The organism is Lentibacillus amyloliquefaciens (genome assembly GCF_001307805.1).
In the GTDB taxonomy this organism is placed as follows: Bacteria; Bacillota; Bacilli; order Bacillales; family Amphibacillaceae; genus Lentibacillus; species Lentibacillus amyloliquefaciens.
The window spans coordinates 761,363-775,037 of sequence record NZ_CP013862.1; the positions used below are offsets into that span (position 1 = coordinate 761,363).

General features: G+C 39.9%; 13 protein-coding genes and 1 pseudogene. All 14 read left to right on the top strand.

The genetic code is table 11. The features are described from left to right. Positions 1-264: 264 nt before the first annotated feature. On the top strand, positions 265-1,122 hold the full coding sequence (locus AOX59_RS03795) for a tyrosine-type recombinase/integrase (protein ID WP_068442053.1): 858 nt from the start codon (positions 265-267) through the stop codon (positions 1,120-1,122). 312 nt (positions 1,123-1,434) lie between these two features. After that, on the top strand, positions 1,435-3,225 hold the full coding sequence (locus AOX59_RS03800; protein ID WP_082684118.1) for a sigma-54-dependent Fis family transcriptional regulator: 1,791 nt from the start codon (positions 1,435-1,437) through the stop codon (positions 3,223-3,225). A 141-nt stretch (positions 3,226-3,366) separates the two neighbouring features. After that, a pseudogene (locus AOX59_RS03805) lies at positions 3,367-4,562 on the top strand (iron-containing alcohol dehydrogenase). Positions 4,563-4,588: 26 nt separating this feature from the next. Further along, a complete protein-coding gene (locus AOX59_RS03810) occupies positions 4,589-5,926 on the top strand; it encodes a GntP family permease (RefSeq protein WP_068448129.1) in 1,338 nt (445 codons plus the stop codon). A gap of 50 nt (positions 5,927-5,976) precedes the next feature. Further along, the gene (locus tag AOX59_RS03815; protein ID WP_068442056.1) at positions 5,977-7,437 is read left to right on the top strand and encodes a CoA-acylating methylmalonate-semialdehyde dehydrogenase; all 1,461 of its coding nucleotides are present in this window, start codon (positions 5,977-5,979) and stop codon (positions 7,435-7,437) included. Between the two features lie 186 nt (positions 7,438-7,623). Then, on the top strand, positions 7,624-8,349 hold the full coding sequence (locus tag AOX59_RS03820) for a GntR family transcriptional regulator (RefSeq protein WP_068442059.1): 726 nt from the start codon (positions 7,624-7,626) through the stop codon (positions 8,347-8,349). A gap of 89 nt (positions 8,350-8,438) precedes the next feature. Beyond that, entirely contained in the window at positions 8,439-8,576 is a 138-nt protein-coding gene (locus tag AOX59_RS20655; RefSeq protein WP_156418634.1) for an Rv2993c-like domain-containing protein, read from the top strand. Then, entirely contained in the window at positions 8,561-8,869 is a 309-nt protein-coding gene (locus AOX59_RS19520) for a fumarylacetoacetate hydrolase family protein (protein ID WP_169792861.1), read from the top strand. Before AOX59_RS20655 ends, AOX59_RS19520 begins: the two co-directional genes overlap by 16 nt. Positions 8,870-8,996: 127 nt before the next feature. Then, complete coding sequence (locus AOX59_RS20660) at positions 8,997-9,107, top strand: hypothetical protein (protein WP_418000781.1); 111 nt, start codon at positions 8,997-8,999, stop codon at positions 9,105-9,107. Positions 9,108-9,232: 125 nt separating this feature from the next. Continuing rightward, a complete protein-coding gene (locus AOX59_RS03830; RefSeq protein WP_068442062.1) occupies positions 9,233-9,556 on the top strand; it encodes a (2Fe-2S)-binding protein in 324 nt (107 codons plus the stop codon). After that, positions 9,546-10,667: an NAD(P)/FAD-dependent oxidoreductase gene (locus AOX59_RS03835; RefSeq protein WP_068442066.1), complete on the top strand. Its 1,122-nt coding sequence runs from the start codon at positions 9,546-9,548 to the stop codon at positions 10,665-10,667. The genes AOX59_RS03830 and AOX59_RS03835 overlap by 11 nt, the downstream gene beginning before the upstream one ends. After that, positions 10,660-10,995 carry a (2Fe-2S)-binding protein gene (locus AOX59_RS03840; protein ID WP_068442069.1) on the top strand — a complete coding sequence of 112 codons (336 nt, stop codon included), beginning with the start codon at positions 10,660-10,662 and terminating at the stop codon, positions 10,993-10,995. Before AOX59_RS03835 ends, AOX59_RS03840 begins: the two co-directional genes overlap by 8 nt. Next, positions 10,979-12,070, top strand: coding sequence for an NAD(P)/FAD-dependent oxidoreductase (locus AOX59_RS03845; RefSeq protein WP_068442072.1), 1,092 nt, complete (start codon positions 10,979-10,981; stop codon positions 12,068-12,070). Before AOX59_RS03840 ends, AOX59_RS03845 begins: the two co-directional genes overlap by 17 nt. 157 nt (positions 12,071-12,227) lie before the next feature. Continuing rightward, positions 12,228-13,655 carry a sodium:solute symporter family protein gene (locus tag AOX59_RS03850; protein WP_068442076.1) on the top strand — a complete coding sequence of 476 codons (1,428 nt, stop codon included), beginning with the start codon at positions 12,228-12,230 and terminating at the stop codon, positions 13,653-13,655. Positions 13,656-13,675 lie beyond the last annotated feature (20 nt).

The following is a 13,675-nucleotide window of genomic DNA, read 5'->3' on the forward strand; positions in this document are numbered from 1 at the left end:
TGTAAGGCAAGCTCCAACGCCAACTTTTTCCCTTAGTTACTCATTGAACTTTATCATGTGTGTATGGAAATGATTTGGTCGGTTATAAATAAAGCAAGTGAAGATTAAGGTTAAACGAAAAATAAGAAAAGTATAGAAACACAACATAATGTCATTTATGTTGTGTTTTTCTATTCATCTGTTAGAATTATCAGTATAAAATCCAACATAATTTAGTAGGAAAAGGCGCTTATGGAATCCAACATAATTTATAGGGTGACATATATGTTAGAATCTTTTTACGTTTATTTGCAAAATAAAGATTTAAAGGAAAATACTATAAAAGGATATCTTCAGTCAGTCAATGGGTACTTGAAATGGTTTGATGAATCCAAAGATGTTCCATTTCAAAAACTTCATCGAGAAAATGTACTTGAGTATATTTCTTGCTTGAAGACCGTTAAAAAATTAAATCCGAAAACAATCAACACAAAGTTGAGTGGGCTAATAAAATTCAATGAATTTTTAGTGGAAGAGTATCATGTGCAGCCGAATGTAGTTATTGGAAAGAAAGATTTCGAAAGAGTACAACAACCATATGCATCTTTATCAACGGTAGAATATGATGATGTGGAAAAGTTCCGGCAGATTATATTGGATGATAATCATATGCGCTATTATGCTTTAGCTACAATCTTTGCATATGCCGGTCTAAGATTATCAGAAGCACTGGATTTGCACCTTAATGATGTTCATTTGGTGACAAGGGAAATTGTGGTGAGAAATGGAAAAGGGGATAAAACGCGAATTGTTTACATGAGTGAAAAGGTCCGTATTGCGTTGCAGTCTTGGTTGAAGGAAAGGAAAGAAAAAGGAATAGTTTGCGATTATCTGTTTCCGAGCAATCGAAATCAGCGACTTGATCGTACCGTTGTTAATACAGCATTTCAGCGATACGCCAAAGAAGTTGGCAAGAAAATCACCCCTCATGTGTTAAGGCACTTCTTTTGTTCAAATGCAATTAATAAAGGTATGAGTATTCATGAAGTGGCAAACCAGGCTGGACATTCCAATATTCACACGACATTGCTGTATACGAATCCGACTAAAACGGAGATGTTGGATAAAATGGATCAATTGTAAAGGTGTTGCCTATGAGCAGATTATCAAGAAAATAAATGAGTAAGAAAGACATGGCTAATTCACTGCAATACTTGGAATCGATATAAAATCACCAAAATTTTGATGAGAAAGATTTAGTGAAGATTAAGTAGTCTATATAAGGTTCGATTTTCACGCACATATATGATTTTATTAAATTGCAATAAAGCATCTAAAGTGGCAGGGATCTGAATACTATGACACCGAACTTAAATAAAGGCACATAACGTTTCTTGGAATGCCGGTATAGAGGGGCATTTTGAAGGAGTTTGAATTATAGATGGAGGGTCACAAATGCTACAGGATATCATTCAAAGGCAGGATAGAATTATTGAAAAGGAAAAACATCTGATGCTTAAGCATTGGATGGTAATTGAACCAGATTATATACGTGAACATCATTCAATAAAACAAGCGATATCCATCTTTAAAGAATTCGACGTTGAATGGTTGCCGGTAGTCAATGATGATATGAAGCCTGTTGGAATTTTAACCGCTAAATCATTGCTGGAAAGTCTTTTGTTGGAAAAGGAAAATGACCTACTTAAGAAAAGTATATCGAGAGATGGTTTCATAATCGTTAGTCAAAATGATTCCGTCTTGGATCTTCATAGGTTCCCTTTCAATTATTATTTGGTAGTAAATAGTCAATACAAATTAGTCGGAACAATAACGAGGAATGAGATTTTAGATGGAATTTCCTCTTTTATTCAAGAAATAGATCAATTGGAACACACAGCGGCAATCTTGGATGAGGTGATGAATATTGCCTATGAAGGTGTTGCTGTCGTTGATAAGGAAGGAATCATCGTCCAATTTAATGAAGCATACAGTCGTTTTATTGGCGTGGATAAAGAAGATGCCTTAGGAAAGCATGTGCAGGACGTCATTGAAAATACCAATATGCACAATACCGTAAAGACAGGGTTGCCAGAAAGAGGTGCTATCCAATACATACAAGGACAGCCGATGATTGTTCACCGCATCCCAATCTGGAAGAATGATACGGTTGTTGGTGCGATTGGCATGCTAATTTTTGAAGGTGTCTCAGAACTGTATCAAATTTATGATCGGATTCAAAATGATAATCTTAAAGCCGATACGAATAAAAATATACGAAATGTGCGAGAAAATCATGAAAAAATAAGGATGACAACACTGGATCAGATTATAGGAGTCAGTGACAGTACGGCAACTATCAAACGGACAGCACGAAAGGTTGCAAAAACAGATGTAACCGTTCTGATTACTGGTGAAAGCGGAACTGGTAAAGGCATATATGCAAGTGGGATTCATGAGTTAAGTCCATTTTCATCAGGGGCTTTTATTAATGTCAACTGTGGGGCAATTCCGGAAAACCTGATTGAATCGGAATTATTTGGTTATGAAGAAGGTGCATTCACCGGGGCAAAAAAAGGCGGCAAACAAGGGAAATTTGAATTAGCCCAAAATGGGACACTATTTTTGGATGAGATTGGTGAAATGCCATTAACCATGCAAACCAAACTACTCCGTTTGCTTGAGGATAAGGAATTTGAACGCGTCGGTGGTACACAAAAATATAAGGTTAACACGCGAATCATTGCAGCAACAAACCGAAATTTGTGGGAGATGGTAGAAGAAGGAAAATTTCGCGAAGATCTTTTTTACCGACTTAATGTTGTTGAGATTCAGATTCCCCCTCTTCGTGAACGAACATCTGATATTCCTTCATTAGTGTCCAATTTTATGAAATCAATGTGTCATAAATATCAAGTTCCCGAAAAAGAGTTGACCTCTGAGGCCATGTCAGCATTTATTCATTATTCCTGGAAAGGAAATGTTAGAGAATTGATCAATGTGATCGAACGGCTTGTTGTACTGATAGATAGCGACACGATCACCTTAAACCATTTGCCGGAGTATATGAGAAACTCAGATGATGTAAGCAATAACTTTTTAAGTCACAAGGGATACAGTGATAATGAAAAAGAGCTGATTCAATCCATACTTAATGAATCTAATGGTAATAAAACAATGACAGCTAGAAAAATGGGAATGCACCGGACAACGTTATATAAAAAAATGAAAAAATATAACCTCTAAACTGTAGCTATTTTGCTACATATCAAAGGATAGTTGTAGCGAAATAGCTACAGTTTATTTATTAGAAATACTGTTTTCGTGGTGATTAATTGTTGGCATGTTTTTTGCTAGAAATATGTTGAAGCAGAAAGGAGGAACAGAATGCAAGATTTTGCTGTTTTTAATTCACCACACAATATTAATTATGGTAGGGGGCATTTAAAGCAATTGGCACTGAAGTAGCCAAACAAGGTAAAAAGGCACTTATCGTAAGTGACAAAATAATGGATAAGCTCGGAAATGTCAGTGAGTGCAGAAATTATTTGTCAAAAGAAGGGGTAGAAAGTGCTGTTTATTTAGGTATTGAATCTGAACCGACTGATGTCTATGTCGCAGAAGCATTGGACATCTTAAAACAAGAAAAATGTGATGTGGTTATTTCACTTGGTGGCGGTAGTTGCATCGATACAGCTAAATCTGTAGCGGTTCTTGCTACAAACGGGGGCTATATTGGTGATTACATGGGAGGAAATAAAATCGCAAAAATGAAAGCGGTGCCACATATCGCCATCCCTACGACTGCTGGAACCGGATCTGAAGCAACCGATGCTACAGTTATCACGAATACAACGAATGATGTGAAAATGATGATTAAGCAGCCGGCATTTTTACCTGAAGTAGCGATTGTTGATCCACTGTTGACAATGTCAGCTCCTAAACATGTGACAGCTGCTACTGGAATCGATGCGCTAAGTCATGCAATTGAGGCATATATTTCCGGGCGGTCTCACCCGATGACAGATATGATGGCGCTTTCAGCAATGAAGTTAATTGTCAATAATATCACGAAAGCATACAAGGATAAGGATAATATTGATGCGCGAGAAAGGATGATACTGGGTTCACTGCAAGCAGGTTTAGCATTCTCAAATGCATCAGTATGTCTGGTTCACGGCATGTCAAGGCCAATAGGAGCATTGTTCCATGTGCCACACGGGTTTTCAAATGCGATGCTGCTGCCGGCAGTTCTGGAATACAGTAAAGATTCAGCTGTGCAGCGTTTGGCGGAGTTGGGCAGGATTTTCAGTCCGGAAATGGAGAATGAATCTGATGAAATAGCTGCAGATGTTGCCGTAGCTTTTGTTAAAGACTTGTGCCTTACATTGGAGATACCAAATTTACAGAGTTGGGGAATCGATAGGAATGAATTCGAAACCAGCGTCAGCAAGATGGCAACAGACGCCCTGGAAAGTGGAAGTCCCGGGAATAACCCTAAAGTTCCGTCTCATAAAGAAATAGAAAATTTGTATCACTATTGCTTTGATTATAATTTTGCTTCAAGTGTGGGGCTGAAGTAGTTTAGCAAGGGGGAAGATTTTTGGAGATAATAGGTTTAATAGGGCTAATCGTTTCACTGGCATTACTAATTTATCTCACCATGAAAGGCATAAATATTATTATAGCAGCCATCATCTGTTCTGTTTTGGTAGCGGTTACAGGCGGACTTAATCTGCAGACGGCCTTAATGGACAATTATATGACGGGCTTTACTGACTATTTTGCTTCGTGGTTTCTGGTATTTCTGTTAGGTGCCATTTTTGGTAAAATTATGCAAGATACAAAATCGGCTGAAAGTATCGCGCAATGGATTAAAGCTACGTTAGGCACTAAACGTGCCGTTTTCGCGGTTGTAGCTGCAGCTGCTATTATGACGTATGGAGGCGTCAGTTTATTTGTGGTCGGTTTTGCCGTTTATCCGATTGCCTTATCATTGTTTCGGGCTGCCAATCTGCCGCATCGATTTATTCCTGCAGCTTTAGTATTTGGGTCAATTTCCTTTACAATGACAGCACCAGGGTCACCTGAAATACAAAATATCATTCCAACCGAACACTTTGGAACAACACCTACTGCAGGCGGATTTATTGGTGTTCTTTCCGCGTTGATTATAATGGTGACTGGGGGCATATGGCTTGGTAAAATGGTCAGACAGGCTGTTAATAACGGTGAAGAATTCTCGTTACCATACAAACCGTCCTCAAACGATGAAACGGCAGCTGCGATTGAAGATCCCGCAGATGAGGAAGTGCCTGTTAAAAAGAACTTACCTAATGTGATTGTTTCGTTTATTCCGCTGGTAATGGTTATTATCTTGCTGAATATTCTATCGCAGTTTATGAACCCAACAGCAGCATTATTGCTGGCACTGACGACAGGTATCTTCTTGGCGTGTACGACCATGAACGGCTTCTTAAAACAGTTCTGGGAACCTTTGGCAACGGGAACACAAAACGCCTTGGTAGCATTAGCGAATACATGTGCTGTTGTTGGTTTTGGCAGTGTCGCTGCACAAATTTCAGCATTTGATAGTATGGTAGATGCTTTGGTGAGCATGCCTGGTCCCCCGTTATTGGGCTTGGCAATCGGTGTTACACTTGTTTGTGGTATTACGGGGTCTGCTTCCGGGGGATTGGGAATTGCGTTGCCGATCCTGGCGCCAATCTATTTGAGTCAAGGCGTCGATCCCGGTTCAATGCATCGTATATCTGCTCTGGCATCAGGTGGTATTGATTCGCTTCCGCACAATGGATATGTTGTAACCACTGTTCGGGTTATCTGCGGCGAATCACATAAGCGATCTTATAAACCAATCTTTTTTGTCAGTGTTATTGTTCCAACAATTGTTATGTTCCTAGCTATATTGCTTTATACAATCTTTTAATCTAGAAAATTATAATTGACTGATAGTCAAAATTACAGGAGGTATTTAATATGTCAAAGACAGACGTTAAAACACTTAGAAATTATATCGGTGGTAAATGGGTAGAATCTGAGAGTGACAAAACAGAGTCCGTCATAAACCCGGCAACCGGCGACACCATAGCGGAAGTTCCAATCTCATCACAGGAAGATGTGGATCATGCGGTCAAAGTCGCTCAAGAGGCATTTCAGGATTGGAAGGAGATAGCTGTTCCAAAACGGGCACGTATTTTATTCAAGTATCAGCAGCTGTTGGTGGAAAACTGGGATGAACTGGCTGAACTGATCACCATTGAAAACGGAAAAAATTTGAAAGAAGCAAAAGGTGAGGTGCAGCGCGGGATTGAGAATGTGGAATTTGCAGCAGGCGCACCGAACTTAATGATGGGTGATCAGCTATCATCGATTGCATCAGGTCTTGAATCCGGGATGTATCGTTATCCGATCGGTGTTGTCGGCGGCATCACACCATTTAATTTTCCAATGATGGTACCGTGCTGGATGTTTCCAATGGCAATTGCAACCGGAAACACGTTTGTCATGAAACCATCTGAGCGCACGCCTTTGTTAGCCAATCGTCTTGCAGAGCTTCTGACAGAAGCAGGACTACCTGATGGTGTATTTAATATTGTTCACGGTGCACATGATGTCGTGAATGGTCTGCTTGATCACAAAGGTGTTTCGGCTATCTCCTTTGTTGGCTCTCAACCGGTAGCAGAGTATGTATACAAACGTGGAACGGACAATCTCAAACGTGTTCAGGCATTAGCCGGGGCGAAAAACCATTCGATCGTGTTAAACGATGCTAATATGGATAATGCCTCCACTCAAGTTTTGAATGCTGCGTTCGGGTCTGCTGGCGAACGGTGTATGGCAGCGTCTGTTGTGGCAATAGAAGAATCCGTGGCGGATGAATTTATTGATCAGCTCGTGCAAAAGGCAAATGACGTAACGATAGGCAACGGGCTTGATGAAGGCGTCTTCCTGGGCCCTGTTATTCGCGAGCAGCATAAAGACCGTACCCTGAGTTATATTGAAACCGGAGAAAGTGAAGGAGCCAAGCTTGTTCGTGATGGCCGTGATGAAGGACGTGCTCAGGAGAAAGGTTATTTTGTCGGTCCGACGATTTTTGATAATGTTACAACGGATATGAAAATTTGGCAGGATGAAATTTTTGCGCCTGTATTATCCATTGTTCGTGTAAAGGATCTTGATCAGGCCATTGATGTCACGAATCAATCGCCATTCGCGAACGGTGCTTGCCTGTTTACAAGGGATGGCGGCAGTGTGCGGCAATTCAGGGAAACAATCGATGCAGGCATGCTGGGTGTCAACATTGGTGTTCCGGCGCCAATGGCCTACTTCCCATTCTCCGGCTGGAAAGATTCCTTCTATGGTGACCTGCATGCCAACGGTAAGGATAGTGTTGAATTCTACACACGCAAGAAAGTTATTACGACACGTTGGGTATAAAAAACATGTTAAAAAGCACAGTGACACAAACACTGTGCTTTTTTGGTATTATATCTAACCGAGAAAATTTTTACTAAATTCTTTAAATATTGTTGACTTTATAAAACACAGATATTATAATATTTAAAAATTGCAGATAGCTAAAACTTATAATATTATAATCAATCAAAGAAAGAGGAGAAGAAGATGGAAGTTGATAAAAGTTTATCTATTCCTTTATATCAACAGATTAGGGATTATTTGAAGGAAAAGATTGATTCCGGTGAGTGGGAGGCAGGTTACCGATTAGCTGCGGAAAGAGAACTAGCTGACCAATTTAGTGTGAGTAACATTACTATAAAAAGAGCAATTCATGAGCTTGTCTATGAAGGTTATTTACATAGGCAAAGTGGTAAAGGAACGTTTGTAATCAAAAAAGAAGAACAGGATATTACGAAAATGGTTTCACTTCACAATAACAAATCGGAAAAATCAACAAAACACCCTCACAAGCTGCTTAGTTTTAAAAAAGTTAGTGCTGGTCCAAAAATAGCAAAGAAACTTCATATAAATCAGTCAGATCAAGTTTATAAAATCATCCGTTTAAAAATTGAGGAAGGTAGTCCTGCGATTATTGAATATTCGTATGTTCCTAGCAATCCATTTCCTAATTTATCGGTTGACGATTTAGAAGATAACCTACTTTATAATATTTATACCAAAAAATATGGTATTGAGTTAAGTAAAGCGAAAATATATTTTTCAACTAGTGTAGCACATGAGTATGAGGAGAAATTGTTGGAAGTTGTAAAAGGTGAACAGTTAATTGTCCTCGAGCGTTTTACATCCTCTAAACAACAAGACATCATTGAGTATTCAAAATTTATATTAAAGGAAAATCAGGCAAAGTATTATCTCGAAGTAAAACTCTAACGGAAACAAGTGACGGCAGGATATTCTGATTTAAAAGTTATTCTTAATTTAATACGAAAGAAGGGTTATAAATATGAAATTTATATAGTATGACGTTGGATTCAAAGGTCTATCAAGGCATCTTAGAAAATGATGTAATCAAAGTTATCGAGGGTGATATTTTTGGTGATTGTAATTTTACGTCACTGGAATTTCAACAGAAGATGTCATATTGCTTGCTTCTATAACGCCTAATCAGATAATCGGAATTGGTTCCAATTATGTATCTGATACTGCCAATCTACCGGCAAATGAGGTGAAGCATCCGGTATTTTTTTATAAACCGATATCTATAGATCCGAATCAAAATGTCAAGATACCTATGGAAATTAATGAAATTAAATTTGAATCTGAACTGGCAGTTGTTATCGATGGGGTAGCTAAAAATATTACCCCATCCGAGGTGTCGCAATACATTTTCGGTTATACCATTTGCAAGGGTGTAACGACACCGCAATTAACTTATGACGAAGGCTATTAGACGATAGGTAAGTCATTTAACACATTTACACCCTTGGGTCCCATTATCCGGACGGATATTGACCATTTTAATGTTGTTGTAGAAGCAAATGTTAGGTAAGAAAAAGCAATCGAGTCCATCCAGTCTTATGATTACATCAATTGATAAAATAATGTCTTATTTATCAAGTATTATGTCATTAAAACCGAGAGATGTCATATTAACCAGGCAACCCGGCGGGGACGGAATTTTTTGGTAATGGTGACACCGTATCCTGTGAAATACTAAGGATTGATACTTTTGAAAATCAATTGATTTCAAAGATATAGGTCAACACTGCCCCGTAAAACAATATAATATTATATTTTATAAAGGAGCATTGCGATGTATATAACTGATCACCCAGTCTTGAAAAAAGATGATAGAAAGGTAATCCAATTTTATTTTAATAATGAACCTTTAAATGCAAAAGCTGGTCAGACCATTGCAGCAGCTTTAATGGGCAACGGAATAAAAAAAGTCGGGGTAAGCAGGAAGCTCCAGAAATCCAGAGGGTTATTTTGCGCCAGGGGCAGATGTTACAGTTGCTTTGTGACGGTTGACGGGCTTGACCATGTTCTTAGCTGTTCGACGATTGTGGAAGAAGGTATGGAGGTTTATTCGAATCTTTCAGACTCCGATGTTAGGAGGGGAGAAAATGAACACTGATTTATTAATTGTGGGCGGTGGACCGGCTGGATTGAATGCCGCTTATAAAGCAGCCTCGAATGGTTTGAAGACAACGATTATCGATAAGTGGTTTACACTCGGTGGTCAATTAAACCAGCAAACACAATTTCATAATAATTTACCGCATCATTTTTCCAAACAAAGGGGTTTTCAGCTTGTTGATTATTTAGTAGACAGATTAAAAGGGCTTGATGTCAGAATACTGGAAAACCATACGATGATCGGTGCCTTCCAAGATGGCAATGTCGGAGTTACAAATGGCAGCTCCACGTTTCCTGTCAACGCCGAAAAAGTTATGATTACTACCGGCGCCATGGAGGAACCCAAAATATTTCCGGGATGGACCTTACCGGGTGTGATGACAGCCGGAGCTGCTCAAATATTAATCAACTGTGAGCGTGTACTTCCGGGAGAAAGGGCGCTTATTTTAGGATCCAATGATTTTGCGCTGGAGGTGGCCAGACAATTACATGATTGTGGTACTAAGGTTAAAGGGATTGTTGAAAGCGGAAGTCAATTGCTTTCCCAATATGATGAACTCGCGGAAAGGATACGGGATGCAGATATTCCGGTTTTATTGAACAGTGTCATCGAAAGTGCAATAGGAAAAGGAGAAGTCGAAAAAGTATATGTAAGTACTGACGGGAACGAAAGTGTTTATGATGTTGATCTCATATGTATTGCAAAGGGTACGACACCCATTCTTGAGCCTTTCGAAATCATGAGCTGTGATTTAACCTATCAAGAAAAACTTGGAGGATGGCTTCCCAAATATGACAGCACATTTGAGACAACGACTCCTTCCGTTTATATTGCGGGCAATGCAGCTGGCATCACAAGTATGGGCGGTATTTTGCTGACAAGTGAGATTGCAGCCGCAAGTATACTGGAAACGTTGAATGCTGCAAGTTCAGCGAAAATTGAAGAGGAAAAGAAATACTTATGGGATGAACTTTACCGTATCGAATCAGCGGAAAATCGTTCGACATTGAATGCACGACTCGAAGTTATCAGAAATCATCATCATGAAACAGGTGTCCAACTGCCAGCATATTTAGATTCTGTTTTTGGAGGGTTGATCAATGGATAAGTCAACAATTGTTTGTAGATGTGAAGAAATCAACATAGATGAGATAGAGTCAGCGATTAATTTGGGGGCTCATACATTCAATGATATCAAGCGGCTTACCCGTTGTGGCATGGGTCCCTGTCAAGCCAAATGCTGCATGAATCTGGTCCGTCAAATTATCAGTGATAAGACAGGACATCCATTAAGTGAAATCAAACCGCCCCGAATGCGTATGCCCCTAAGTGTTACCCGAATGGGAGCTTTGGCGGGCACCCGGGCATCATCTGTTGCATCGGTCTTTGGGGAATCAGCGGAGGAAGGAGAAACTGTTCATGAAGAAAAGCTATGATGTGATTGTTGTGGGGAGTGGCGTAGTGGGAAGCAGCATTGCTTATCATCTTTCAGAAGACAAAAGCAAGGAGATATTGACAATTGATAAGGACTTCCCGCTATCAGGTACCTCCGGATCCACACAAGCCTGGGTGTGGGTACATAATAAAACGCCTGCATGGTATGGTGAGTTAAACATGTACAGTGCTGAACTTTATCCGTTTTTAGAAAGGAAAATAGGTGATGTGGAATATAAACGGACAGGCGGCATTGCACCATTTTTTTCGGAAGCAGACAGGGAAAAGGCGTTGAAACTTGCGGAAAAACAAGCAGAAGTTGGTATCAAAGTAGAGGTCTTGAGTCGCGACGAAGTGCTTGAAAAAGAGCCGGCGCTTTCACGGAACATTGCTGGGGCAACGTACAGTAAGATAGATGGAAATGTGAATCCATTCCGCTTGATTGAATTATTTGTCAGAGCAGCACGGAAAAACGGGGCACAATTCTTATTTTATAATCCGGTGACAAATATTACAAAAGAGAATGGGATGTTTAAGGTGACGACTCAGGATGGCGATTATTTTTCAAATCAGCTGGTTATGGCCGGCGGGCCTTGGTCTAAAAGCCTAGGCAAACTTTTAGGAATAGATGTCCCGATTAAACAGGTGCGCGGACAAGTTATTGTGACAGAACCACTGAGTCCTTTTCTTTCGCATACCATCGGCGGAATGCGGCAGGCAGATAATGGCGAGGTACTGGTTGGCTATTCGAAGGAAGAAGTTGGGTATGATCGGCGCTCGACACTGGATATTATTCAGGATACAGCAAGGATGGCAATTGATTTTGTCCCTGCTTTAGAGAAGGTGAACGTGGTGAGATGTTTCTCAGGGATACGGGCGATGCCGGAAGATGGATTTCCAATTCTTGGGGAAATCCCTGGTATTGAAAATGCGTATATCGCCGCGATGCATAGTGGTATAACGTTATCCCCCTTAGTTGGAACAGTAATGACAGAATTATTGTCAGACGGTGAAACCTCTATTGACTTGGAAAGATTCAGTTTGAAACGCTTTGATACCATTCAGTCAATAGGATAGTTATATAACTTTTTTAATCGTAAAGGGTGTGATTAATGGGATCAGTATAGTTTTCCAGTTAGATGGTTGTCCGTCCTTATTCCAGCTACCAGCATAGAATTCATCCATAAGAGGGATTGAGCAAGAAAGATTCTATTAAAATATTTGGAGGGGTAGAATGGGTCCTACGTTAACGATTGTTATTTGTTCAATCATTGTATTATCAGCTGCTTCTGTGTTTGCCTTCTGGGTTGGCAGAAGACGCAATGACAGTGAAAACTGGATAGTCGGTGGACGTTCGTTGCCGTTTTATGTTGTGGCAGGAAGTCAGTTTGCGACTGGTATGGGTGGCGGGGTTCTGGTCGCTCATATCGGAATTGGTTACAGCGCGGGTTGGTCCGCAATAACGTATAACTTAATTTATTCAATTGGTATTGTAATACTGGTTTTACTGGCCGGCTGGTTAAAAAAACAGAAATTCTCAACTATGCCGGACATCTTCAGGAAGCTGTATGGTGAACATAAAATATTGATCAGTACAGTAACCATTATGGCGATTGTAGTGCCGTTTGGTTGGTTATGTACACAATTGGTGGCTTTTGGGAATCTCTTTTCCGAGATATCAGGTATTCCATTTGCCGTCCTGTTAATTGTATTTGCAGTTGTCAGCTTATTTTTTGTATTACCCGGAGGCTTAACCTCTGTTGCCTGGACCGATTTTGTGTTTGGCTGTATGATGCTGCTTATGTCTATTGTGAGTGGTATTTATGCTTGGAACCTGGCAGGCGGTTGGGGCGAAATCACCACGAATATACCAGAGTCCATGACAAGTTTTCCTGAAGGGTTGGGAGCAGTTGGCGGACTTACAATCTTACTATGGATGTTATCTATATTCCCTGGCGCATTAACCAACCAGATGTCATATCAGCGCATTTACGCCGCCAAAAGTGCCAGTATTGCTAAAAAAGGCTTTATCATAGCAGCTGTTGTTGGGATTGTTAGCGGAGTTTGGGCGTCATTTATGGGAATATCCGTATTGTCTATGAATCCAGGACTGGAAAATGAAGAATTGGCATCAGGCTGGTTCTTAACACAAATACCAATTTGGTTTTTAGGGATTTATTCGGCTTTCATCATTGCAACAATCATGTCAACGGTCAGCAGTGCGATTCAATCAGTGGTTGTCAACATTACTAAAGATATTTATCAATCTTACATTAATCCAAATGTATCAGACAGCAAATTATTAAGTGTATCAAGAATGATGTCAGTTGTTGTTGTCACACTTGCTGTTGTTTTAGCGCTGGTGTATCCAAAAGCTTTAGATTGGCTGGTGGCAACATACGCCTACTCTGCATCTGGGTTATTGGTACCAATTTTCGCTGGTTTCTTCCTAAAAAATTCCAATAAGCTCAGTAACAGAGGTGCAATGGCTAGTATCGTTCTGGGAATCTCAAGTGCAGCAATAGCTCAAATAATCGATACAACGATTCCGTATGCTGCTTTTGGTATATTGGGATCACTTGTCGGGTTTGTATTATTCACCTTTGTTTTTAATAAACAAAGTGGGGCTGGCAACTCCGGAAAGGGAGAAGTAGGAGCATAATATTCAGAATATATTAAATG

Coding starts and splice junctions, on each gene's coding strand:
- AOX59_RS03800 (WP_082684118.1), top strand. CDS start 1,435: ATGCTACAGGATATCATTCAAAGGCAGGATAGAATTATTGAAAAGGAA.
- AOX59_RS03815 (WP_068442056.1), top strand. CDS start 5,977: ATGTCAAAGACAGACGTTAAAACACTTAGAAATTATATCGGTGGTAAA.
- AOX59_RS20660 (WP_418000781.1), top strand. CDS start 8,997: ATGATTACATCAATTGATAAAATAATGTCTTATTTATCAAGTATTATG.
- AOX59_RS20655 (WP_156418634.1), top strand. CDS start 8,439: ATGACGTTGGATTCAAAGGTCTATCAAGGCATCTTAGAAAATGATGTA.
- AOX59_RS03850 (WP_068442076.1), top strand. CDS start 12,228: ATGGGTCCTACGTTAACGATTGTTATTTGTTCAATCATTGTATTATCA.
- AOX59_RS03820 (WP_068442059.1), top strand. CDS start 7,624: ATGGAAGTTGATAAAAGTTTATCTATTCCTTTATATCAACAGATTAGG.
- AOX59_RS03830 (WP_068442062.1), top strand. CDS start 9,233: ATGTATATAACTGATCACCCAGTCTTGAAAAAAGATGATAGAAAGGTA.
- AOX59_RS03845 (WP_068442072.1), top strand. CDS start 10,979: ATGAAGAAAAGCTATGATGTGATTGTTGTGGGGAGTGGCGTAGTGGGA.
- AOX59_RS03795 (WP_068442053.1), top strand. CDS start 265: ATGTTAGAATCTTTTTACGTTTATTTGCAAAATAAAGATTTAAAGGAA.
- AOX59_RS03835 (WP_068442066.1), top strand. CDS start 9,546: ATGAACACTGATTTATTAATTGTGGGCGGTGGACCGGCTGGATTGAAT.
- AOX59_RS03840 (WP_068442069.1), top strand. CDS start 10,660: ATGGATAAGTCAACAATTGTTTGTAGATGTGAAGAAATCAACATAGAT.